Below are 25268 nucleotides of genomic sequence, written 5' to 3'. Positions count from 1 at the left end.
TATTCCTAGCCCTACTCACATAAACTATAATAACGAAGTACTTAGAAGCACATGACGGATCAATTAATTGCCCCACTAACTCAGCTTACCGAAGACGAACAAATGTTAAAGGATGCTGCGGCAGATTTTGCAGAAGCTTCGATCAAGCCTTTGGTTGAAGAGATGGATGAGAAAGCAAAACTGGATCCGGAACTTGTGAAGCAATTTTTTGAAATGGGCTTGATGGGGATCGATATACCTGAGAAGTACTCTGGTGGTGGCGGTACCTTTATGATGTCTATTGTTGCCATCGAGCAGATCTCAAGAGTGGATGCATCGGCAGGTGTTTTTATGGATGTTCAAAATACTCTTGTGAACAATGCCTTTGTGAATTTTGCATCAGATCATTTAAAGGATAAATATCTGCCACAACTGGCGACTGAAAAAGTAGGTGCATATTGCCTTTCTGAGGCCGGTTCAGGTAGCGATGCTTTTGCCCTGAAAGCAACCGCTAAGGAAGACGGTGATGACTATGTTCTGAACGGGGCAAAGTTATGGATCACCAATGCAAATGAGGCGGATATCTTCCTCGTAATGGCAACGGTAGATCCGGATGCCGGGTATAAAGGAATTACGGCATTTGTGGTTGAACGCGGAATGGATGGATTCTCAATCGCGAAGAAAGAAAATAAATTAGGTATCAGAGCCAGTTCCACTTGTGAGATCTTGCTTGAAGATGTTCGGGTACCAAAAGAGAACGTATTAGGTGAAGTTGGAAAAGGATATAAAGTTGCCATTGAAACCTTGAATGAAGGTCGGGTTGGTATTGGAGCCCAAATGATCGGGATTGCTCAAGGAGCCTTTGATGCAGCTTTAGCCTATGTGCAGGAACGTAAACAGTTCGGTAAGGCGATTGGAGAATTCCAGGGTGTTCAGTTTCAGCTGGCAAGAATGGCAACAGATATTGAAACCGCCAGGTTACTGGTGTACAACGCAGCAAGAAAGAAAATGGCAGGGCAAAACTTCCTGAAAGAAGCCGCAATGGCCAAGTTCTATTCCTCAGAGGTTGCAGAAAGTGTAAGCTCTCAGGCTGTTGATCTTTTTGGAGGTTATGGATATGTCAAAGAATATCCCGTAGAGAAATATTACCGTGATTCTAAGATCGGTAAGATCTACGAGGGTACAACGAACATGCAGCTTAGCACTATTGCAAAGCTGCTACTTCGATGAGTGAGTGAGAAAAAGGGGGCTTCGGCCCCCTTTTTATTTTAAGGCTTCTTTTTACCAATGTTGAAAAAGCCATTAAACAGCCCATTATTCTCAACCTCTTCCCTGGAAATGGCACAACGAAAACCAACATCGTTATGGATCATCAGGTCGTAAGTGCCCACTCTCCAGAACGTTTGATTGGTTTCGATCTCTTCATCAAAACTACCTCCCCGAATTATCCTTAAAGAGCTTTCATCAAGATCATGCAGCTGATCGGGTTTTGAGTAGTCCTGATAGAATGAGCTGACCATTTCAAGTACATTGCCGCTCATATCAAAAAGACCGATGCCATTTGGTTCTTTACTGCCAACCAGGTAAGAGAATTCTATGTTCGAGTTAACTGAAATGGCAAATTGATCAAGAGAATCCTGGTCATTGGTGCCTGCAAACCTGTATGATTTTCCTCCCGATCGTGCTGCATATTCCCATTCAGTTTCTGTGGGTAAACGCCACCCCCAATAATTACAAAAGGCGTTTGCTTCCTCCCAGTTGATATAAACAACGGCTCGTTCACCTCTGCCAAAACCCCTGTCGTTCGGCAGAGATCTGTCAGTATTCAAAGCAAAATCATCATATTGTTTGAAGGTGACCTCAAACTTTCCAATATAAAAATCCTTAACGGTTACCTGATGTGCTGGAAGTGCATCGGAGTTGCTGGAATCAAAAACATCCCCCATAAAAAACGACCCGCCTTTAACAAAAACCATTTCCGGTTTCATCTTTGGTGGGTTTTTATGTAACATTGAGCACCCTATAAACGATAAGAATGCCACAATAAACATTGTGTGTATGAACTTCATCATAATATTACTAATATAGTAGTAATAAATAAAATATTTTGGGAATTTTGGAATGATGTTGCTACATACAGAGTTTTTACTTGGCAGATAAGACCCATGGATCAAATAAATAATGTAGTAATGGACCAAAAGATTTTAGATCAGCTAAAACAATGTAGTAAGGATGAAGCTTCCTATTCAAAGCTTAAGGAGCTCTATACCGAATTGGAAAACAGGTATTTGAAAGTGAACAAGCAGCTTTCACTTCTTGAGCAGGCAATCAAACATGATTATGATTCCATTTTGATCACGGAATTAGATCTTGAGAAGCCGGGACCAAAAATTGTTTATGTCAATGATGGTTTCACTAAGATGACAGGTTATTCCAAAGAAGAGGCTCTCGGTAATACTCCTCGAATGTTACAGGGTGAAAAGACTGACAGGCATGTATTGGATCGTCTAAAAGAAAGATTGATCGAAGGGCAGGCATTTTTTGGTCATACCGTGAACTATAAGAAAGATGGCAGTGAATTTATCAACCAGTGGGATATTCACCCATTAACTAATAAAAACGGTGAGATCACGCATTGGGTTTCCTACCAAAGAGATATTACCGACCGTAAAGAATCCAGTAAACTTGTATTTGATGCCAATCTCGATTTTGACAACCTGGTTGAGGAGTCTAAAAAGACCTTTGTTGATCTTGACGTACAGGGTAATATCATTTCTTCAAACAGCTCATTCAAAAACCTGCTTGGATATGATGCTGATGAATTCAAAACGATCAAGGTTTGGGATCTTGTAGTTGATGAAGACAAAGAAGAGATGAAGGAACTCTTCGGAGATTTTGATGCAGAAAAATTAGAAGACGAGCCTTATCCCTGGGAATTTATTCAAAAAGATGGCGAAAGTGTTCGTTTGGAAGGAAAAGTGAATTATTTTGTGAATAATGAAGAAACCATTATCAGGATTCATTTTGACAATATCTCATTACGGGATAGGATCATAGAGACTCTCAAGAAAAAGAAAAAAGATCTGGAAAACATTGTAGAAAAGAAGGATGAATTTACGCTGCGTTTTGTGATCAAAGAAAATGGGCAAACCGGATGTAAATTTGTTTCTGACGGATACACTGCCATTACAGGTTTGGATCCTGATTCAGTTATTGAAAGCGGTGTTAAGGATGCAGTTCATGCTGATGATCTGCGTGATGTTGAGGCGGCTCTTGAGGAAGCCTTTGAAGGTAAGTCTACAAGTGTACAATGCAGATATAAAACATCTGATGGAAATTATGTATCAGTTGTGCAATCATTTAAACCCGATTATGGGGCCAATGGTAAAGTAGTAGAGAGTGTAAAGAGTGTAGCCATGATAAAACTCGAAGTTGAAAAATAGAAGCTTCACTCTGAATTTATCTTCGAAAAAGCCCGTATGTACGGGCTTTTTCTTTTTAAGGAATTATTGAACCCTTATATTTAAAATAAAAATGGATATAAAGGAAACAGAAGATCGGATCATTAGAGAATTTGAGCTTCTTCAAGATTGGCAGGAGAGGTATAAGTATATCATCAAGCTTGGTACGAAATTAGACCCGCTTCCTGAAGGGGATAGAATTGAGGATAATTTGGTGAAAGGGTGCCAAAGCCAGGTTTGGCTAACGGCCAAAATGGAGAACGGGAAAGTGATCTTTAATGCAGACAGCGATGCAGCGATAACCAAGGGACTCGTTTCACTGATGATCCGTTTTTATTCGGAAAGAGAGCCGGATGTGATATTGAATACGAAACCTGAATTCATTGAAAAAATTGGCATGGCAAGCCACCTTTCTCCTACGCGGGCAAATGGATTGGCGTCTATGATCAAACAGATGAAGATCTATGCTATGGCCTTTAAATCAAGTGAAAAGTTATCGTAATCTAATTGTTAGACTTCCATAATTTGCTTTAATTCATATCCTAATTGGAAATACTATGGATATGAGTAAAAAGTTTTCTTTGACAGGTATCTCAGATATTGCTCTGGGAAAAGATCTGAGAGCTGAAAATGAAGTTATTGGATCTAAAGCCAGTATGTCTATACTCAACTCTGTCTCATTTTTCCTTGCCGGAGTTTCTATCCTTTTTCTTGTGGCTTTTCAGATCAATGAATCGGTCTCACTCACCTGGTTCTTCCTGTCTGAAGCCATCGCATTTCTTTTAATACCGTTGCTGGCAAGGCAAGGCTTTGAAAAGGCATCCAAGATTTTACTGATTGCCTATGCCGATATCGGTATCATAATTCTGAGTTCAGTATTCGGGAATGATGCCATGATACAAGCATTCTTTATTCCTGCCATGGGGCTTTCCATATTACTATTTGATAATACTCAGATACATCTTAGAAATATTGGGATCCTATTATCAATACTTTCTTATTTCATACTGGATTACATTATTTTTGAAAGGATCAATATGTCAGCCAGTGGATTTTCCCTGGTCCGATGGGCTGTTTTGACGGGTTCATTTGTAACGACATGGCTTATCTTCAATACCTTTTCACAGTTCAAGGAAAATGCTGAACAGCAAACGCTCGAACTTCTTAAGAAAGAGAAAGAACTCAATGAAGAATTGAGTGTGAAACAGGAGAAACTGGAGAATTATATCAATCAGCTGGAAGAGACAACGGCTGAGCTTGAAAAAAGCACCAAAGCAAAATCAGAGTTTTTGGCTACAATGAGCCATGAAATAAGAACTCCCATGAATGCTATTCTTGGGATGACGCACCTTTTAAAACAGGATGACCCAAGAAAAGACCAGCTTGAACCTATAAATATTCTGGATTTTTCTGGTAAGACACTGTTATCACTGATTGACGATGTGTTGGATTTCTCAAAGATAGAAGCCGGCAAGATCGAATTTGAGCATATCGAGTTTGACTTACATAACCTTGTAAATGTGATCCTGGAAAGCTTCAGGACCACTGCCAAGAACAAAGGGATCGATTTGGTGGTGAAGACAGATGATGATATTCCTAACCGTTTGATCGGAGACCCGGCTCGCCTCACACAGATCTTAAATAACCTATTCAGCAACGCCCTTAAATTTACTGAAGAAGGCGAGGTCAAACTTGAGGTTAGCGCAAAAGAACAAAATGCTGATGTTGTTACTCTTCAGTTCGCAATTAGGGATACCGGGATTGGAATAGATGAGGAACGAATCAATACTATATTTGACAGTTTTACTCAGGCAAGCCAAAATACGAAGCGTTTGTTCGGTGGAACAGGGCTTGGACTTACTATCAGTAAACAGTTAACCGAGTTGCAGGGAGGAGAGATCCTTGTGGAAAGTGAAGAGGGAGTTGGAAGCACCTTCACTGTTGAGTTGGAATTTGGCATTGCAGAGAGCATTGACCTGGGGAATAACGGAACCCAAAAAAATGACCATGACGTAAGTCTGTTAAAAGGAATGAAGATCCTGCTGGCAGAAGACAACCTTGTGAATCAGAAGGTGATGAAGCGGTTCCTTGAACGCTGGGAAGTGGAAATGAAGGTAGTCAATAATGGTAAAGAAGCCGTTGATGCTATACAGGAAAGCAATTTTGATATGATCCTGATGGACCTTCAAATGCCTGAAATGGACGGTTATGAGGCTACAGAACGTATCAGAAAGCTGGATGACCCCTATAAGCGTAAAGTGCCTATAGTAGCCTTGACTGCCGCAGCATTGAAAGAAGTACGTGAACATGTTTATGCAGCCGGGATGAATGATTTTGTGACCAAGCCCTTTAATCCGGCAGAACTTGAGCAAAAACTTGCACAGATCGTACAGAATAAAGCCTGATCACTATCAGAAATAATAAGAGCCGCTCCGTATCAGGGAGCGACTCTTGGGTTTTTCGGGGTACAAATGAAACTCTTTACCCGGGTAGGTTCTCCGGGATGTTTATATGGAATGTGGTTCCCATTCCTACAATGCTCTCAACTCTTATCTCACCGTTGTGGAGATCCACATATTTTTTAACGATGGGTAGCCCCATACCGGTACTAATTTCACCTTTGGTCCCCTGACGTTGATGTTCTTTTTTCTTATCAAATATATTTGGCAGGAACTCTGCAGGAATTCCAATTCCAGTATCAGAGAGATAGATATATAGTGTTTTATCGTCAGTACCGGATATCTTAATATCTAAAGTAATGTTGTCACCTTCGCGGCAAAATTTGAGTGCATTAGAGAGAAGGTTACTTACAACGAGCTTGAACTTTTCGCTATCCAGGTGAAAAGTGCCGGGGGTGCTGAAATGGGAATTTATATTAACCCCTTTGGCATTTGCAAGCGGGTTATATATGTCGATCAGGTCTTGGACCAGACCTTCGATCTCAACTTCATCAAGAATGAGTTTAGATTCACCTTGTTCCATAGAGTTAGAAACTAGTTCGCTGGTATAGTTAATTAATTTCCTTCCGCTCAGTTCTATCATAGATAGAATCTGATTCAATTCTTCTTTATCACCATCCCACATATTCATTAAATAATGTGTAGAACTGACGATCCCATTTAAGGGGCTTTTAATGTCATGATTCACAGCGCGCAGAAAATGATCCTTTTCTCTGTTAAGCTGTTCAAGCTCATGTTGCTTCTTCCTGAGTTCCAGCCTTGCCATGATCTCATTAGCAATAGTCTGAAGTCCCCGTTTTTGTTCCTCCGTTAATTTCTTTGGCTTTGTATCAAGTACACACAAGGCACCAATATTGTATCCATCTGATGTGCGTAGTGGATGACCGCTATAATAACGTAAATTGGGTTCATTTATCACATAGGGCATGTGTAAAAATCTATTATCTTCAGCCAGATTTTCGACCTCAAAGTTCGTTTCATCAAGAATAGTGTATTGACAAACGGATTCTGATCTTGGTGTAGATTGAATTTCCATGCCATGTGCAGCTTTAGACCACTGGCGGTCATAAGACAACAGATTCATAAGAGAAATGGGTGAGCCGGTGATCATGGCAGCCAGTTCGACCAGAGAATCAAACTCGTCTTCGGGAAGAGTATCCAGGATATCATATTCCTCAAGCTTAGCCTGCCTTTCCGCTTCATTGGCAGAAACCGGAGTATTCTCTGCAATTTCCTGATCTTGTTGTCTAAGCAAATACATGTTTTTCATTCTCCTTTCCTAATTATATAAGGCATTATGTGGTCCTTTAGCTTCTCTTTTCGGAAAAGAGACCGTTAATATGCTACGATCTCCGTGGGTGATCTTAATGTCGCCGTAGATCTGGGTTAACAGTACTTCAATAAGGTCGTTTCGCAATGTATTTCTTAATCCTGAATCTGATTTTTGAAAATCAAGAACACGGTGTTTGGGATCCAATAGATCGATCATCACTTTATTATCCTCCTCTCGCATCCTGAATGAGATCTGACCTTCAGCGTTACTCTTGGTTTCACCGGTACAGGTATCATGCAGGTATTCCAGGATCTCATTCAGCAGCATACCGGCAGGAATGGCCTGATTTACATTAAGGTGAACTTCCCCGAGATCGAATTCAGAAATCAAAGGATACTCACCTTTCATAAGTTTGCTGGTCTTGCCAAGTACACTCTCGATATATTCTTTGAAACTAACGTGTGATAAGCTGTCATTTTGATATAACAACTCATGTACTTTTGCTATTGTTTTGATCCGTGATTGTGTGGAATCGAGGTGTTTAGTGACTTGCTCGTCATTCACGCTCATGATCTCAAGTTCCAGTAACCCGGATATGATAGCCAGATTATTTTTTACGCGGTGGTGCACTTCAGTCAATAGAATTTCTTTTTCCTGAAGAGATCTCTCGATCAGGTTTCTTGCCTCAACCTGTTCGGTTACATCAACGGCCTGAACGAAGATGCCATAAGTATCTCCATTATCATCATGGAGTGGTTTATACACAAAATTCAGGTAGTGTGTTTCTTTTTCCAGGCTATTCTTTTTGCGAAAATAGACAGCTCTTTCATTGAACGTAAAGGCTTTACCTTCCTTGAAGCAAGTGTCAAGCATTTTGGTAAGGCCCTGATCGCTTAATTCAGGTGAGACCTCATCCATTGTCTTACCGGTTACATTTTCCTTTCCGATCAATTCCTGGTATTTATCGTTGACGAACGTAAATTTGTGATCTTCACCTTCCAATACTGCTATAGCAGTAGGCGCTTCTTCAAACATATCCTGCATGTGTAATCGAGCTTTCTTTTCGGTCTCCAGCAGGTCAAGGATCTGATCCTCTAATTTCTTTCGCTCAGATATATCAACATACATGCCGTATATGGCTATGATCTCACCGTCAACTTCGACAGGTACACCACCAATCAGGACCGGTACTTCATTGCCGTTCTTAGTGATTCTGACAGCTTCCGTTTGGAACGACTCTCCGGTAAAACCCTGCTCGGAAAATACCTGGGCCTGTCTGTCCATATAATCTGGCACTATAGCCTCGGTTAACGTCATTCCTTCCAATTCCTTCTTTCTATACTCGAAGGTTTTTTCAAAACTATCGTTGGAACTCAAAATATTACCATCCGCATCAACTAGGATGATGCCTATTGGGGAATTATGAAAAAGCTGACTAAGTAATTCTGCATTCCGTTTACGCTCACTTTCAATTTCGATAAAGTCGTTTTGATTCAGTCCACCGCCTACAATGTAAGTTTTTCCGTGTTGCTCAAAACTCGTACCTCTAAGGAGGTAGTTTACCACCTTTCCATCCTTGGTCATACACCGAACGTCAACGCGTACTTTTTTACCTGACAATTCATCATTTAGAATGTCTCTCAACTTGTATCTATCATCAGGATGTACAAGCTTCATGACATTTATTCGAGCAAGTTCTCTGGCGCTGTAACCCAGATCTTCTTCAAGTATATCATTCCATCGGATCATCTCACCCTCAGTAGAAAACACGAAAAAGGCCGTTGGAAGGCTTGATATGGCTGATTCAGTAAACTCTTTTTCTTCAATGAGCTGTTGCTGAACAGACTTTCGTTCTGATATATCTTTAATATTTACAATGGTTTTCTCTGTACCGTCTTCGCCTGTAAAGATTACACTGCTGACTTCTACATGAATAGGTTGTCCATTTTTATGTGTGAAAGTTACTTCACCGACAACACTTCCATCTTTTCGCCTTTTTCTTAGAGCCTTTTTATTTATTGGGTCTTCAGCATCAAAAACTATATCCCGGTGCTTACCCTCGAGTTCCTCTTTATTAAAACCCAGGATATCACAGGCAGCCGGATTGACCTTTAAGATCTGGCCATTCGGCCTGCCTATGATGATTCCTTCCAGGGTATTGTTAAATTGAAGCTTATACTGTTGTTCAGTCTGTCTTAACGCTTTTTCAGTGGTCTTTTTTTCCGAGATATCATTGAAGGCCCAGCTGGTGATATAATTCCCGTCTTCATTTCTGAATAGGGTCACACTCATTTCAACAGGTATGGATTTCCCATTAGCCGTGGTGATATCAACTTCTCCTAATATGTTTCCATCACGATTGATCTTTTTCTGAAGATGATCGATATCCATATCCAGGTTCAGGAAATTGGTGATATTTGAAAAGGAAATATCTTCGACCGTTGTTTCAAGGAGATTACAAGCAACCTTGTTCGCTTCAATGATCACTTTGTTTTGATCTGCTACAAGAATACCGTAAAGGCTATTATGAAAATGGCTTTCAAATTTTTGCTGGGTCTCTTTTAGATATCGGGTGCTTTTGATCTGATCACTGATATCATCATACATGATGATGGCACCACTTTGGCTGTGCAATTGAGTGACTTTTACCCTGAACCAGTATTGGTCATTGCTACTGTCTTTAAAAAAGCACTTGCTTTCAAATGAAGTAACTTCCTGTGCAAGTACTTCTTTTAAGCCAATCAAAAAACGAAGAGCAAAATCATTACCATCGGCCAGGGGAGCCTGAAGGTTTTGTAATATATTAACATCAAGTGCAGGATGGCACCATCTGTTTTCAAGACGTTCCCTGAAATTATTCCATTGTTGATTGAAAGCTACAACCTTACCCTGTTCATCCAGAATTGCTATCTGAGAATCAAATGCATTGAGCAGGCCTGCAGAGAGGCTGTCAATCTCAGTTGTCGTAAATATGTCTTGATCTCTTTTCATTTTCTTTAGACCCGGTACTAAACCATAATTGTTGAATGGCAAGATAGGACACATTTAGTGCATTTGAATGACGTGAAAAGCCTAATTTTGAAATTACGTATAAAACTGTAATTCATGATTAATTCACTTAGGTAAATATGCCTACTTTGGGTCAATGAAATAATTTTCCCCATTTAACAGATTATCTATTGCCCCGGTAATTTCAGGTTCTGTTGGTGTGTTGGAAATAACTCCATTTGCACCGGCTTCAACCAATGGTTCAATGAGGTTAAAGTTGGATGGATACATTACCAAAAGGGGAGAAGTCACTAAATGTTGATTGATCTTTTTGATACTTTGAGGGGCAGTACCAATTCCATAGGATGAATTGAGATCAAGGATTGCTAAGTCCAGTGCACCATCATCGAGTATTTCGGGTTTTTTTAACAGTTCATCGGGTTTATGAAAAGTAATGGCAGCGGAATAGTTCGACTGAATGGTATCACAAATAAAGCTATTAGTTTGATTAGCTTTTCCGATATATGCAATTTTCAACACCCTACCCCTCACTGTTTTGGGACTATCTTCTGCTTTTTATAAATCTAATTTAAACAAGAGTAAAGGTGAATAGGTATTAAGCCCTAATTTTAATAAAAATGGGTAGGTGTTTTTACCTAGGCGTAAAACCAATTTTTAATTGATCAGTACGGCAATTTTCTGAAAAAACAGGTGAGAGATTGTAAGATCAGTTTTGTTTTTGGTTCGCTGAATTTAACCGTTGTTGCTGAATAATTTATTTTTTAGCGCATATTTTACTAATCCGGCCGTGTTTTTAGCTCCGGTCTTTTGGAGTAGGTTTCTTCGGTGGGCATCAATGGTTCTAACACTGACAAATAATTTTTCAGCGATCTCCTGATTTGTGAATTCATTAACGATCAGCTTTAGTACTTCATGCTCGCGTTCGGTGATATGAACTTCATCGTCATCATTCACCTTGTTTACATCCGGAGTTACGAGTTCTTGAAGAATAGCTTGAGTAGCATCATTACTGAAGTAATGTTTACCCTCAATGATGGTTTCAATGGCTTTGATGAGTTCCTGCTTCCCCGAACTCTTAAGAATATAACCTGAAGCACCGGCTTTGATCATCTTGCGAATATGCTGGTCTTCACTAAGCATGGTTAATGCCAGGATCTTGATATCAGGATGGTTTTCCTTGATGATCCGTGTAGCTTCAATACCATCCATTACCGGCATAGTAATGTCCATGATTATAATATCGGGTGATTTCTCGGCACAGTGGTCGATGGCTTCTTTTCCGTTCTCTGCTTCACATAAAATATCAAAGCCGGGATGATCCTCAACCATGATCTTGATGCCATCACGCACGATCTTATGATCGTCAACAATACCTATTTTAATATTTGCCATAGTCCCGTAATTAGTTTCATTTGATCGGTACTACCACACTCAGGAAAGTACCCCTGTTGGGTTTGCTGTCAAATTCAAAAGTTCCCCCAAGGGCTCCGGCTCTGGTCTTTATGGTTTGAAGGCCCAAACCCGGCTTGAAATCTTCTGAGTTCACATCAAAACCTTTACCATTATCATCAATTGAAAGAATCAAATCAAGTTCATCCTTAATAAGTTGAATATTGATCTCACTTGCGTTTGAATACTTAACAGCATTTGACAATCCTTCCTGGGAGATCCTATATAAATTGAACTGCAATTCCCTCCCAAGGTCCAGCTCACCAATATTGTGATAATATTTGATCTCCATGCCTGAGGTCCCTTTATAGTTCTCCACAAGAGATTTTATTGCCAGGGCAAGACCGTAATCGTCAACAACACGGGGAAGAAGATTCCTTGAGATCTGGGCTGTTTCCGTAACAGCATATTGCAATAGGTTCAGGCCGTTTTCTAACTGCTCTTGTTTGCGTTCACTCAATGCGTCAGCTTCATCCTTTACAGAATTAAGGTTCATATTAGCAGCTGCAAGATATTGCCCCAATCCGTCATGTAGTTCCTGAGCAATGCGGGCTCGCTCTTTATTTTCACCTTCTACCAGTGAGGCAAGTACCATTTCTTCGGCTTTTTTCTGCTCTGTGATATCGTTGACCAAGATCAACCGGTACTGATTGCCAAAATAGTTAATGGATGAGCCTGTGACGCGAACGTTAATAACTTCCTTATTCTTTTTGATATGGCGCCATTCCGTGGTTTCAGTTATGTTTTTCTCAACATGGAGTTTAACAGTGTCCAGGAATTCTTTTCGTTCTTCTTTAGGCCGGATATCAAGGAGGGTCATGCCGTAAAAGTCTTTACGGGAGTAACCATAATGTTTTATGGCAGCATCATTCACTTCAATGATCTTGAGGGTTTCAGGATCGTAGATCCACATTGGCAGGGGACTTTTCTGAAACAGTAATCTGTAGTTATGTTCAGATTCAGCCAGCCGTTCCTCTGCTTCCACCTGAGCGGTAACGTCAACCACAGTCGATATCATAAGGTTCTGTTCATACAATGGAATGTTCTTGGCATTGATGAGTTTTTCGGCTCCCTGCTGAGTGGTGATCCTCAGGTGTTCCCAATTCATGCGTTCAGGATTTTGGGAAGCCATATCAGCCATCACCATCTCGATCATGCGTTTTCGGTGTTCATCATCCGGGTAGATCTTTTTGAAAAATGTATCGACATTAGTCAGAACCTCTTTTGGCCAACCATAGATCTCGGCAAATTTCTTATTCATGATCGTAACTTCTCCGGTATCTATCAGATTGACCGCCACACCAATAGGCAGGTTTTCAAGAGTTGCTTCAATAAATTTATTCCGCTGGCTCAGTGCGATCTGAAATTCTTCACGTTGCGTTGTATCCTGAATGGTACCACTGATGGCAACGGGATCACCATCAGCATCATATTCTGTTTCAGCAAGTTCCTGAAAGTAACCTACCTCACCGGTATCAGGCTTTTTGATGCGAAACCGGACATTTAGGGAGCCTGTATCAAGAGCTTCTTTGAAGGCATTGCGATATTGTTCCCTGTCTTCCGGATGAATAAGGTTAACTGAGGTATCAAAACTGCTATCTCTTTGTCCTTTTTTCAGCCCAACAATGTCGTAATAACCCTGTGAAAATACGGCAGTGTCGTTTTTCAGATCTCTCCACCAATGCCCAAAGTCAGCGATCTCTTCTGCTTTACGGTATCGTTCAGCAAGTTCTTGAAGCTGGGTTTGATACTCCACCATTTCAGTGATGTCCTGAACCGTTCCACTTATCAAATAAGGCTCACCGTTCTCATCAAAATCCACACGCCCCAATTCATGAATGTGGGCAATATCACCGCTTTTTTGCTTGATGATCCGGTAATGGATATCCAGCTTACCGGTGGTATATGACTTTTCAACAGCCTTTAAAAAGAAATCAAAATCATCCGGATGGATAACACGTTTCAATAAATCAAAGTTAAATTCCTGAACTGCCGGGTCCACTTCTACGATCTCGTAGAATCCGTCTGAGACATCTGATACATTAGTGATCAGGTCTCGTTTCCAGTGCCCAAAATTGGCAAGTTTTTCAGCATTTCTGTATTGATTTGTTAGGTCCTGAAGTTTGCGCTCTTTTTCTTTTAGGTCGGTCGTGTCAATTCCAATACCAATAGATAGATCGTTCGTCACTTTGATATTAGACCAGGAGGTGTTAATGACCTCACCTGATTTTGTGATGATCCTGAAGTCTTCCCAACTGCCGTCAGCTGTTAACATATGCTGAACTACTTTTTCTTTCTCATCATCCGGAATCATAGTGTCGATCAGATCGATCTCCTTGAGGTCTTCATTGCTATAACCGGCACGTTCCTCAAAGAAATTATTAATTCGGTAGACCTTCTCTTGTTCGTTATGGAGATTTATGAGAATGGGAATATTATTGTACACCTTCTGCAGTTCGAGCCGGTCTTGCTCATGCTTGCGTTCCAGTTCTTTTTGCTCTGTAATGTCAATACCAATTCCAATAGTACTGCCGTCAGAGATCCTGATATTGGCCCATCGCTGAATTCGCTTTTGCCCGCTTTTTGTGACCGTCTCAAATTCTTTGAATGTGCCATCTGCTTTCTCGATCGACCTCCAGGCTTTTTTTCGCATCTCATCATCAGGATATACGAACTCCATGATACCTGATCGTTCAAGATCGTCTTCAGTAAACCCGGTAATATCCTTATAAGCCTTATTTACCCGGATTGTTTTTCCATCTTTTGAGGTAATATCGATCATGACGGGAATGTTTTTAAAAACACTTTCAAATAATTCTTTTTCCCGTTGATATTCATCCTCCAGCTTTTTTTGCTCGGTAATGTCGGCTACTACTCCTGCTAAATGCGTGGCATTGCCATTTAAATCGTAGACCAGGTTTCCACGGCTATGCATCCACTGTAGATCGTTAGCCTTGGGGTGGACCCTGTATTTAACCTCAAAGTTTACATTCTCTTTGTTTATGGTCTTTTCAAGTTCATTACGAACATTGTCACGATCTTTTGGATGAATGGCATTATAAAAATCATTTAGACTCCACTTCGAGGGGTTTCTAGAAATGCCGAATAGTTTATGATGAAATTTTGAACGCTGTATCTTATTTGTTTTAAGGTCAATACTCCAGGTAGCCATTCCGGCCGCATATAAAGCCGTGTCGATCCGATCTTTTTCAGTTGAGATGCGGTCATTACTAAGGTATATCAGGTAGTAAAGAAACAATGCCGTTACGGCAACATAGAAGAGGCCTTTAATGGTTTGATATTGTGAGATAAGCCGGGCATCATTGGTCAGCCATATGAGCAACTGATCTGAGAGCAGGATCCATAGCATGGCAAAAACAAGATAGTAGACCGTAATAGAAAAAGCGTTTGGCTTCAGTAGATCCGGGACCCGCAGCATGATATTAAATGCATTAAAAAGTTAACCTTTTGGATAAACTAAATGCTTTATTGTGCAAACAACAAGCAATATCTCTTCAGATTATGAAAAAGATGTGAAAACAAATGACAGGAATTTAATTTCAATAAAAAAACCACCCCCACCTTTAAAAGGCGAGGGTGGTTGTACTTGCACCCACGATTACCCAAATTGGTTCTCTTGACCATATAGTCAGAGCAATCTCAAAGCAATTCCTTACAAAAAAAGTGAAAAAATTTATCTCGCCTAAAATAGCCGTTTAAATGCGATTGAAGGTACATTAATTTGCATTACGGTAAATGAATAGAATAGACTGGTATAAAAAAGGAAGCGTAATTGTGCGCGGCTGAGAGCAAAAGGAATAAAAAAGAAAAAGCCATCCCCAAAAAGGGATGGCTTTCAAGACCTTTGAAGTACACCCGGGGGGATTCGAACCTCCAACCGCCTGATTCGTAGTCAGGTACTCTATCCAATTGAGCTACGGGTGCAATTATTTGAGAGCACTAAAGATAAGAAGTTATATACAGCAGGGCAATTTATTTTAAGTGTGTAGTTTCAAATTCCCTAACCTGCCTGATGCAATCGGTTCAATATACAGTTGAAGCTTCGTCTTAGGCCAAACATACCGGTTCATTTCTTGGTAAAAAGAATTATAATGTATCCTTCAACATTAATTTATGGGAGTGTAGTATGAAAAGACTTTTACTATTAACAACATTACTCTTTCTATCGAGCTCAGTACTGTTTGCTCAAGAGGGAAAAGATGAGCAATCAGATGACAAAGATAAATTCACAGAGCTTATTAAGGATGCAGAGCATCTGGAAGGGTTTTTCGATCTGTACAGAACAGATGATAAACTATATATGGCGGTAACAGAAAGTGATCTGAACAAAGAATTTCTGATGAATTTTGAATTGTCTCAGGGGATAGGTTCTTCCGGACTATATGGAGGCACTATGCTAAATATATTTGAAGGACTTCTGGTAAAATTGGAAAAACGAGAGGGAAAGATCTTTTTAGTTCAGTTACCCCACCGTTATAAGGCTGAAGAAGGAACTCCTGAAGCAAGAGCTGTTGAGCTTACCTATGGTAATTCCGTATTGGAAACAGCTAAAGTAGAAGCAACAAATGAAGAGAATGTCATGTTGTTGGATGTATATAGCTGGTTCGTCAGTGATCTGTCCAATATTTCCCAAAGGGTTCAGTCAGCTGTTTCATCCCAGCCGGGTCAACCGGGACGTGCATCCCTTGATAAGGATAAAAGTTACATCAGATCAGTGAAGTCTTTTCCAATGAATACCAATATTGTTGCAAGTTTAACATTCAATAATGGGGAACGAGGAGCCCCTCGTACAGTGGCCGATGGCCGATTTATTCCTGTCTCAATTCATTATACGATGGCTGCATTACCTGAAAACCCAATGTTGCCGAGAATGGCAGATGACAGAACCGGCTACTTTATGACCGTTCATAAAGATTTTTCCAATGACAATGAAGAATTCTTTCAGCGCTATGTAAACAAATGGAGACTGGAATGTGATGGTGAACCCGGAGCTGATGGTTTATGTGATCCTATTGAACCGATAACTTATTATATCGATCACACGGTTCCTGTGAGATATCGCAAGGCCATGATGGAAGGGGTGACAGAGTGGAGTAATGCTTTTGAGGCAGCCGGATTTCGAAATGCTGTCCGTGCAGAGATGTTGCCGGAGGATGCTGAAGCTGAGGATATTCGTTTTGCTACTTTGCGGTGGAATGTATCGGATCAGCCGGGATATGGGGCTATTGGCCCTTCCGTGGTCGATCCAAGAACCGGCGAGATCCTGGATGCAGATATCCTGTTTGAGGCCAATATGCTTTTGGGCGATAAAAATGAATATCGTGAAATGGTAGAGCCACGATCTGCGATTGATGAAATATTCAATGTATCTGAGGCTGAGATCAGAAGTATGAGCTTTGGAGAAACAAGTTCCTTCTTTGCGGAAATGTCGATGCAGTTAGATATCGTGAAAAGTGTATTATTAGCAAGGGGCATGATGAAACCCGGTGATCCGGTTCCCAAGGAATTTGTGGATCAGGCTTTGCGGTGGGTAACCATGCACGAAGTGGGCCATACGCTTGGGCTTCGCCATAACTTCCGATCATCTGTTGATACCCCACTTGATAAATTACATAATGAGGAATGGGCGGAAGAAAATGGTGTATTCAGTTCAGCTATGGAATATCCTACCGTAAATCTTTCAAATGAGGGGAGATCGGCAGATGGATATTACTATAATCCCAGCGTGGGGAGTTATGACCGATGGGTGATCAGTTATGGTTACACTCCTGATGCCCAGAAAGCCAGGGAGATCGCAAGGCAGGCAGCTCAACCGGGACACGCTTATGGTACTGATGAGGATGCTCGTGGTGCCGGGGCGGTTGATCCGTTGATCAATGTCTATGACCTTGGAGAGGACCCTTTGGCCTGGGGTAAAGACAGGGCACAACTGCTAAAAGGTTTGATCCCTGAAATTCCTGAGATCGTACTGGCTGATAACATGCCTTATTTTGAAGCCACGGATCTGTTCAATACTTATTTCTTCCAGTATTCAAGAACCCTGGCCCCGGCAATCAAATATATAGGTGGGCAGTATCAGTACCGAGACCATGTGGGAGATCCTGATGGACGAATGCCTTTTGTTGCGATCCCGAAAACCAAGCAAAAGGAAGCACTTGATATGATCATCGACTACGCACTTGATGCTGATGCTTTTGAACTTCCACAGGATGTGTTCCAGAAAATGGGAGCCGATCGTTGGAGTCATTGGGGAAATTCCAATACCTATAACGGCCGTATAGATTACCCACTTCATTCACAGCTTCTGGGAATACAATCTTCACTGCTTTCTCAGCTATTGAATGGAACCCGTTTGGAAAGGATCCGTGATACAGAAGTAAAATTCGGTGAAGCCAACACACTTACTATTCCTGAACTGATGGGAACCATTACTAATGCGGTTTGGAGTGAAGTATGGTCTGCCCCCGGTAGTAACATAGATAGTAATCGGCGTGACCTTCAGCGTGCATACCTGGATGAAATGATCGGAATAGTGACTGATGCTCCGGCTAATATGCCTGCAGATGCCCGTGCTGTAGCCCGTTTTCAGTTAAATGACCTAAATGAGCGGATCAACCGACGCTTGTCACCGCCATACAATTTTGACGCTTATACTGAAGCCCATTTGCGTGAGGTTCAGGTACGTATCGGAAAAGCACTGGAAGCAGGCCTTAGTTTAGAAAACTAATGAAGCTCACGTGTTAAAAAATTAACTGGCCTCGATGCTATGCACCGGGGCCTTTTTTTGGATTATATTTTAATCAGAAAAAGTGAGAGTGAATGTAGTTCCAATATTTATGGCACTTTCAACACTGATATGTCCACCTAAATTTGTCATGTGATTATACACCAGATATAAACCGATCCCTTTGCTGTCTTTGTGATCATGGAATTTTTGATGGAGTCCAAAAACCTTTTCCTGATTATTATTACTGTCAAATCCTTGCCCATTGTCTGAAAAAGTCAGTTGTTTTGTTTCGTCTTTAAAGCTAGTGGAAAGGATGATCTCGGGGTTCCGGTCAGGATGGGCATACTTAACTGAATTTGTGATCAGGTTCAGAAAAATACTCTCAAGATAGTTTTGACTGAAATTAATGGTCTCAAAGGAATCGAAGTTTGTGATGATCTTTGCATTGGCATCCTTGAGTAATGAGCCGAGGGAGTCAGTGACTTTATTTAACACGACTTTAAGGTCCAGTTCTTTTTTCTGGATTTGGAGCATATCATCACTTTGGAGGTCATCAACATAATTATCGAGGGTATTTTTTAAGTTTTCTGAAGCAGACCGCAATATTCCAATAAACTCCAGTGTTTCTTCATCCTTGATGTTTTCAGTGTCCAGCATACTGAATACGGCTAACAGATTGTTGACGGGAGACCGCAAATCATGCGCTGTAGTGTAATTGAGTTGTTTTAAGCGCTGATTGATCTCAGTAGCTTCAGTAAGCAATTGATTTCTTTCCGATTCATGTTTTTTGATGTAAGTGATGTTTTTTGCGATCGCGTAAACCAACTTACGGTTGTGAACCGGCATCGATGTCCATGAAAACCAAACAGTTTTTCCATCTTTTGAAAGGTATCTGTTTTCAAAATTCAGAAGAGGTTTGCCGTTTCTGATGTTTTCCCTGTGTTTCTCTGTCAGGATGCGGTCATCCGGATGAATGAACGAGTTGATGGGTCGATCAAGAAGCTCCTTGTTAGAATACCCCAGCAGTTTACAGAGTGCAGGATTTACTTTTTTGAAATAGCCATCAAAACCAGCTATACACAGCAGGTCAGATGACAACTCAAAGAAGGGAGATAATGAGTATTGTTCATCTAATTCATTGATCGGTTTCTGAAAATGCATGTTGAATATGAAGTTAATAGGAGCGTGGAAATAACAAATGTAGTATATATAATCCTATTATTTACAACCTGATCTTAGAAATTGCTTTCAGAAAGGAAGAGATTGCAATTTGTTACATAAATTATTCATGAAAACAGCCCAGATCGATGTTTATTAACCATTGTAACCAACAGAAAGAACGGTTATATCATCTGATTGATCTGCTTTACCCATAAATTTCAGGACATCAACTATCAGGCTCCTGACCAACTTATTAAGGTCATCATCAGCATGTTTGGCAAGGAAAGCTTCGAGGCGGGGTTCTTCATACATATCGCCGTTTTGGTCCGTTGCTTCCGTTACGCCATCAGTAAACATCATGATCTTTTCACCCGGTGATAAAGTAAACTCCTTGGTTTCGAATTCTATGGGTTCGATCTTGCCCAATAACAATCCATTGGTGTTTTCGATCTCTTCAACGGTTCCGTTTTTACGGATTATATAAGGAAGATTGTGGCCGCCATTGCAATACCGTACGGTACCGGTGCGTGTATCCAATACTCCATAAAAAGCAGTAACAAAAGTGGTGAGGTCGCTTTCCGGGATCAACATGGAGTTTACGGTGGAAAGGCACAGTGAAGGGTCGTCAATTTGTGAAGCAATAGCCTTGAGCATGGTCCGCGAAACTGCCATGTATAAAGAAGCCGGAACTCCTTTTCCCGATACATCAGCGATCACAAATCCCAGATGATGGTCATCCAGCAGGAAAAAATCAAAGAAATCACCTCCTACCTGTTTAGCAGTATGCATTTCACCGTAAATGCCGAACTCCTTACGATCAGGAAATGGAGGGAAGGTCTGTGGTAACATTTTCTTTTGGATACGAGCGGCCGTCTCAAGGTCGGTTTGAACAGCCTCCAATGTTTTTTTGTGCTGAACACCATCATAGATCAGCTGAATTTCGCGAAGGGTTTTTTCGATGGTGGTTGAAAGATCACTGAAATCTATGGGTTTGGTCACGAAATCAAATGCCCCCCGGTTCATAGCTGTACGAATGTTATCCATATCACCATAGGCTGATACAATAACGGTTTTAAACATGGGATTATTCAGTTTCTGAGCCTCTGTCAGGAAGGTGAGTCCGTCCATTTTTGGCATGTTGATATCAGACAGCACCAGGGAGATGTCATCTCTGTCTTTGAGCATATCAAGAGCATCTTCTCCGTTTTCAGCAAAGCAGAAATCGTAGGTATCGTCTTTGATCTGTTTGCGAAAACGCTGTAAGATCAGCATTTGCAGATCAGGCTCGTCGTCTACTACTAAAATTCTGTGCTGTTCCATGATTCAGGGCGTTGATTTAAAAAATTAATTGATAAGAAGTTGATTTATCTCGGCTTTTAAAGCATCAAAATCGATTGGTTTTGTAAAAAATGCTTTTGCGCCCGATTCCATAGCTTTGTCATAATTTCCCTGGTCGCCATAGGCTGAGATCATACTTACCTTAATGTCAGGAAACTCCCCATTAACCTTCGAAAGCAATTCTAAACCTGACATACCGGGCATATTTATATCTGAAAATATATAAACAACCTCAGGTGGGTCATTACTCTTTAGAACTTCTATGGCTTCTGATCCTGAGAAAGCAAATACCAATGAAAGTATTCCATTTCGGATCTCCTTCCTGAATTTTTGCCTGAATAACATTTCTACATCTTGTTCATCGTCTACTACTAATACTTTCATAACATCCCCATAACAATTATTGATGATTTAAAATTATTCTGAAACGGGTATATGTTCCCGGTTCAGTTTCGATTTCTAAGGTCCCTCCATGGGCCTTGATTATATCATTGGTGATACTGAGTCCCAATCCGGTTCCCTCTGTGCCTTTTTTAGTGGTGAAAAAAGGTTGCATGATCTTATCTCTTAGGTCATCTGGGATACCGGGACCATTATCTTCAATTTCAATGACCACTTTCCCGTCTTTTGTATATGAACGAGCTGTTAGTTTTGGTTTATATACCTCTGAGTTACTATCTGAACTTTCAAGTTTATCCCTCATGGCATCAAAGGCATTATTACTCAGATTCACTATGACCCGAGAAAAATCTTCACTTTTAAGAGGAACCTGACCAATAGCATCACTGAAATCATAGTCCAGCCCAACATTGATCGGGTTCTTGCTGGCTCTCATACCATGAAAACTGAGATTGACGTATTCCTTAAGGAGGGCATTAAGGTCTGTTGGTTCTTTTTTGCCGGTTCCACCACGACTGTGTTCGAGCATAGATTTGACAATATTATCGGCCCGTGTGCCATGCTCATAGATCTTTTTCAGGTTAACCTCAATGTCGTTCAAAATTTCAAAACAAGGGGCCTCTTTGCCATTATTGGCTTTACGTAGTTCCACCCGTGCCTCATCCAGCAATTCGATGCTAAGATCCGAGAAGTTATTCACGAAGTTCAGTGGGTTCTTGATCTCATGGGCAATACCGGCCGTAAGTTGTCCAAGTGAGGCCAGTTTTTCCTGTTGAACCAACTGTTGTTGCATATTTTGCAGTTCACTCAGGGTTGCATTCAATTGGCGGTAAGCCGATGCGTTATCCAGCGCAATGGCAGCGTATGTGGCCAGGTTGCGGATCAGGTTTACGTGATAACCGGTGTAGGCATCCTTTTTAAAACTTTGGGTAGTAATTACCCCAATTACCTCATTCTGGTGAATAAGGGGGAGGTATAAAATGGAAAGTGATGCTTCTCCTGCTATCGGAGGTTTGTAAGATTTAACGTATTTATCATACTCTTTCTCATAATCACCTATGATGATCTCTTCCTGATTCTTAAAACAATAAACAGCTAGTCTGTCATCTTCGTGAAGATAATTGGCAAAAGGAGGCAGCATTTTCCCCTTTTCTTTAGTTGCAGGGAAGTCAATCCGGTTTTTTTCTTTGTTATAAATTCCAACCCCAAAAACGGCTGCATCCATTAATGTATTTACATGTTCATATACGGTTTCAATGATCTTGTCGACTGAAAGGGTGGAGGTAATGGCTCGCCCTATCTGACTCAGTTGTTCCGTATCGGCCCGCCGTCTGTTTTCAGCCTCTGCCCGTAGTTCTGCTTCTCTTAATGCCTGCCGTTCTTCCTCTTTCTTGGAAATGCGGGTTCTTTGGAACCGGTCTACGCCAAATACCATAAATCCCAGCAGACAAATACCAAGTCCGTAAGCCCATAGAGTTCGGTACCAGGGGGGGAGGATGGTCAAACCAATCGAGGCACCTTCGTTATTCCAGATACCATCAGAATTAGCTGCCTTCACTTTGAACGTGTACTCACCCTCAGGCAGGTTGGTGTAACTGGAAGATCGTTTATTCCCTGCGTCTATCCAGTCAGGATCATACCCTTCAAGCTGATAGGCATAGGTATTGCTCTTAGAGTTGGTAAAATGGAGTGCAACGTAATCAAACGTAACTTCATTTTGTCTGTATGGCAACTTTATGATTTCGGTTTCACTCAAAGGTCTGGTAAGCGGCGAATCGGGACCAATTGAGACTGACTTATTGAAGATCTTAAAATCTGAAAGAACTACCTGCGGGGGAATTTCATTGATATGTAACTGCTCAGGAACAAAAGCAGTTACTCCTTCACCGCTTCCAAAGTAGAATACCCCGTTTCTTGCTTTAAAATAAGCGTTTTGACTGTATTCTAATGCCATAAGGCCATCATCAAGCCCATAATTACGAAAGGTTTCAGTTACAGGATCAAAATTAGATATTCCTCGGTTGGTACTCATCCAAAGGGTATTGTTTTGGTCGACCAGTAACCCATATATCGTGTTACTTGGCAAGCCATGATCTTCTGTATAATGAGTAGCTGTATTCGATTTGGTATCAAAGCGATTCAATCCACCGTTTTGCATACCTATCCAGAGGATATCCGGTTGATCTTCGAGTTGTGTAATAGTAGAAATTTGATTGTGATTTATGGTGGTAGTGTCATTGGGATCATATACAGAAGCTACTGTAGCATTTCCTTCAGGGGTAATTTTTAATAGTCCATTATTTGTTCCGGCCCATAAAACTTGGTCTGTATCTTGATATAAACTTAAAATGGCGGGATTATACTCCAAGCCTAATTCTTTAAGTGGTAATGGAATGTGAGTGAATTGTTCGTTTTTTGTATCAAAGCGATCTAAACCACCAATGCTTGCAACCCAGAATATGCTTGAGTCTGATGCAGTGGGTTTAAGAGCGAATAATGAATTCCGTCCACGATTTTCTTCAAGCTGAGGATGTCGAAAACGAATAGATTTTTTTGTTTGCCTATTGAATTTATTGAGGCCTCCGCCCCCACCGACCCAGAAATTTCCTTCAGGATCTTCAGCAAATACCCTAATGGAACCAAATAGAATGCTGGTAGAATCATCAGGATCAAAGGTATAGCGATTAGTTCTTCCTGAGGTAATTTCAAATTCAGTTAGTACATGTCCTGCAGCTCCCAGCTCACTGCCAACCCAAAGGGTGCCTTCCTTGTCCTCATACACCCCCCAGACTATACCACCGGCTATTGTCTGGTCGTCTTCAGGGTCGTTCTTTAAATGTGAAAAATTTACAGCTCCCGGGTTAAACGCTGCCAGTCCTTTAGTAGCAGTTCCTACCCATATGGTTCCTGATCGATCTGCATATAGAGCAGTAACAAAGTTCTCCCCTAGACTATTGGGGTCGCGCTGATTGGCACGGTAGGAGGTAAAAGACTCAGATGATATGTCGAAACGTGATACTCCGGTACCCGGACCGCCTACCCACAGGACGTTTGGATTATCGGGATCGGGAACAACCTGATGGAGAAAGTTTAACGGATTGACATTATCTTCCTCATTGGGCGCAATAAGAAAGCGTTCATAATCACCTGTTTTACTGTCTAAGCGAACCAATCCATTTCCTGTCGCCAGCCAAAGAATACCCGGTTGATCAGGATTTAAATATTGGTCTAAAACATTGCTGGATTCTCCATAAAAACCACGTGCTTCTGGGTCAAAAAGAAAGCGTGTGATCTCATCAGTATCAAGGCTAATTCTTGTGAGGCCATTATTACCACCCGCCCATATGAACCCTTCTTCATCTTCGTTGAACCAGTAGGCGGTATGGCTTGAGATCGTTTTTGGGTCATCATGAACATGAGTATAACGGATAAAAGAACCATCTTTACCCGCAGGCATTCGATTTATACCTGCTCCAAAAGTCCCAACCCAGAGATCTCCACGGCTATCCTCAAAAGGCATGAATCCCCGGTTACTTGAAATACTCGTAGAATCTTCAGGATCGTGTAGATATTTCTTAAATGTACCGGTAGCCTGATCTAAACGATTTAATCCGCCTCCTTCGGTAGTTACCCATATATCACCATTCTTTGATTCAGCCATTCCCCATACCCAATTTTCCGATAGGGAAGTCGTATCAAACGGTGTTTGTTTGTATACTTTGAATACATGGCCATCATAACGGTGAAGGCCACCCTGTGTTGCAACCCAAAGAAACCCTTTACTGTCCTGCATGATTGTATTGGCACTTGCCTGAGCCATTCCATCATTTAGACCGATATGTTCAAAACGAAGCGATGGGGCCTCACTTTGCAATATGGTAGGCTTAATTTCCTGCTCTACTTGCGCAAGAGCTATCATATTAAAGCAACAAAACAATATGATGATGCAGAAAAAATAGCAGATGCGGTGTTTTTGTAGTTTCATTGACATT

15 protein-coding genes and 1 tRNA gene are annotated in these 25268 nt (G+C 41.1%); 5 read left to right on the top strand and 11 right to left on the bottom strand.

What is annotated here, in order from left to right; all coding sequences use genetic code 11:
• Window positions 1-51 precede the first annotated feature (51 nt).
• Entirely contained in the window at window positions 52-1209 is a 1158-nt protein-coding gene (locus AC13FX_RS02305; RefSeq protein WP_482878811.1) for an acyl-CoA dehydrogenase, read from the top strand.
• A 38-nt stretch (window positions 1210-1247) separates the two neighbouring features.
• Here the strand turns inward: AC13FX_RS02305 and AC13FX_RS02300 are convergent, their stop codons facing one another.
• Window positions 1248-1991: a formylglycine-generating enzyme family protein gene (locus tag AC13FX_RS02300; RefSeq protein ID WP_482878810.1), complete on the bottom strand. Its 744-nt coding sequence runs from the start codon at window positions 1989-1991 to the stop codon at window positions 1248-1250.
• A 153-nt stretch (window positions 1992-2144) separates the two neighbouring features.
• On the opposite strand from AC13FX_RS02300, the gene AC13FX_RS02295 reads away from it, so the two are divergent.
• The 3 genes from AC13FX_RS02295 to AC13FX_RS02285 all read left to right on the top strand — a co-directional run bounded on the left by AC13FX_RS02295 (window position 2145) and on the right by AC13FX_RS02285 (window position 5845).
• Window positions 2145-3422 (top strand): PAS domain-containing protein, encoded by a 1278-nt coding sequence (locus AC13FX_RS02295; RefSeq protein WP_482878809.1) that lies wholly within the window; start codon window positions 2145-2147, stop codon window positions 3420-3422.
• 91 nt (window positions 3423-3513) lie between these two features.
• The gene (locus AC13FX_RS02290; protein ID WP_482878808.1) at window positions 3514-3942 is read left to right on the top strand and encodes a SufE family protein; all 429 of its coding nucleotides are present in this window, start codon (window positions 3514-3516) and stop codon (window positions 3940-3942) included.
• 61 nt (window positions 3943-4003) lie between these two features.
• The gene (locus AC13FX_RS02285; protein ID WP_482878807.1) at window positions 4004-5845 is read left to right on the top strand and encodes a response regulator; all 1842 of its coding nucleotides are present in this window, start codon (window positions 4004-4006) and stop codon (window positions 5843-5845) included.
• Window positions 5846-5921: 76 nt separating this feature from the next.
• On the opposite strand, the gene AC13FX_RS02280 is transcribed toward AC13FX_RS02285, so the two are convergent.
• The 6 genes from AC13FX_RS02280 to AC13FX_RS02255 all read right to left on the bottom strand — a co-directional run bounded on the left by AC13FX_RS02280 (window position 5922) and on the right by AC13FX_RS02255 (window position 15575).
• Window positions 5922-7169 carry a GAF domain-containing sensor histidine kinase gene (locus tag AC13FX_RS02280; protein WP_482878806.1) on the bottom strand — a complete coding sequence of 416 codons (1248 nt, stop codon included), beginning with the start codon at window positions 7167-7169 and terminating at the stop codon, window positions 5922-5924.
• A gap of 9 nt (window positions 7170-7178) precedes the next feature.
• Window positions 7179-10163 (bottom strand): PAS domain S-box protein, encoded by a 2985-nt coding sequence (locus AC13FX_RS02275; protein ID WP_482878805.1) that lies wholly within the window; start codon window positions 10161-10163, stop codon window positions 7179-7181.
• A gap of 141 nt (window positions 10164-10304) precedes the next feature.
• Window positions 10305-10697 (bottom strand): hypothetical protein, encoded by a 393-nt coding sequence (locus AC13FX_RS02270; RefSeq protein ID WP_482878804.1) that lies wholly within the window; start codon window positions 10695-10697, stop codon window positions 10305-10307.
• A 216-nt stretch (window positions 10698-10913) separates the two neighbouring features.
• Complete coding sequence (locus AC13FX_RS02265; protein WP_482878802.1) at window positions 10914-11573, bottom strand: response regulator; 660 nt, start codon at window positions 11571-11573, stop codon at window positions 10914-10916.
• Window positions 11574-11589: 16 nt separating this feature from the next.
• Window positions 11590-15069 (bottom strand): sensor histidine kinase, encoded by a 3480-nt coding sequence (locus AC13FX_RS02260; protein ID WP_482878801.1) that lies wholly within the window; start codon window positions 15067-15069, stop codon window positions 11590-11592.
• A gap of 432 nt (window positions 15070-15501) precedes the next feature.
• Window positions 15502-15575, bottom strand: a tRNA-Arg gene (locus AC13FX_RS02255).
• 202 nt (window positions 15576-15777) lie between these two features.
• Here AC13FX_RS02255 and AC13FX_RS02250 point away from each other — a divergent pair.
• Complete coding sequence (locus tag AC13FX_RS02250; RefSeq protein WP_482878800.1) at window positions 15778-18378, top strand: zinc-dependent metalloprotease; 2601 nt, start codon at window positions 15778-15780, stop codon at window positions 18376-18378.
• A gap of 69 nt (window positions 18379-18447) precedes the next feature.
• Here the strand turns inward: AC13FX_RS02250 and AC13FX_RS02245 are convergent, their stop codons facing one another.
• The 4 genes from AC13FX_RS02245 to AC13FX_RS02230 all read right to left on the bottom strand — a co-directional run bounded on the left by AC13FX_RS02245 (window position 18448) and on the right by AC13FX_RS02230 (window position 25261).
• Window positions 18448-19539 carry a PAS domain-containing sensor histidine kinase gene (locus tag AC13FX_RS02245; protein WP_482878799.1) on the bottom strand — a complete coding sequence of 364 codons (1092 nt, stop codon included), beginning with the start codon at window positions 19537-19539 and terminating at the stop codon, window positions 18448-18450.
• Between the two features lie 153 nt (window positions 19540-19692).
• Window positions 19693-20859, bottom strand: a complete 1167-nt coding sequence (locus AC13FX_RS02240; RefSeq protein WP_482878798.1) for a PP2C family protein-serine/threonine phosphatase — start codon at window positions 20857-20859, stop codon at window positions 19693-19695.
• 24 nt (window positions 20860-20883) lie between these two features.
• On the bottom strand, window positions 20884-21261 hold the full coding sequence (locus AC13FX_RS02235; RefSeq protein WP_482878797.1) for a response regulator: 378 nt from the start codon (window positions 21259-21261) through the stop codon (window positions 20884-20886).
• A 16-nt stretch (window positions 21262-21277) separates the two neighbouring features.
• Window positions 21278-25261, bottom strand: a complete 3984-nt coding sequence (locus tag AC13FX_RS02230) for a sensor histidine kinase (RefSeq protein ID WP_482878796.1) — start codon at window positions 25259-25261, stop codon at window positions 21278-21280.
• Window positions 25262-25268 lie beyond the last annotated feature (7 nt).

It is taken from the genome of Gracilimonas sp. B-17 (assembly GCF_056857935.1).
This window is presented reverse-complemented; position numbering and strand designations above follow the sequence as displayed.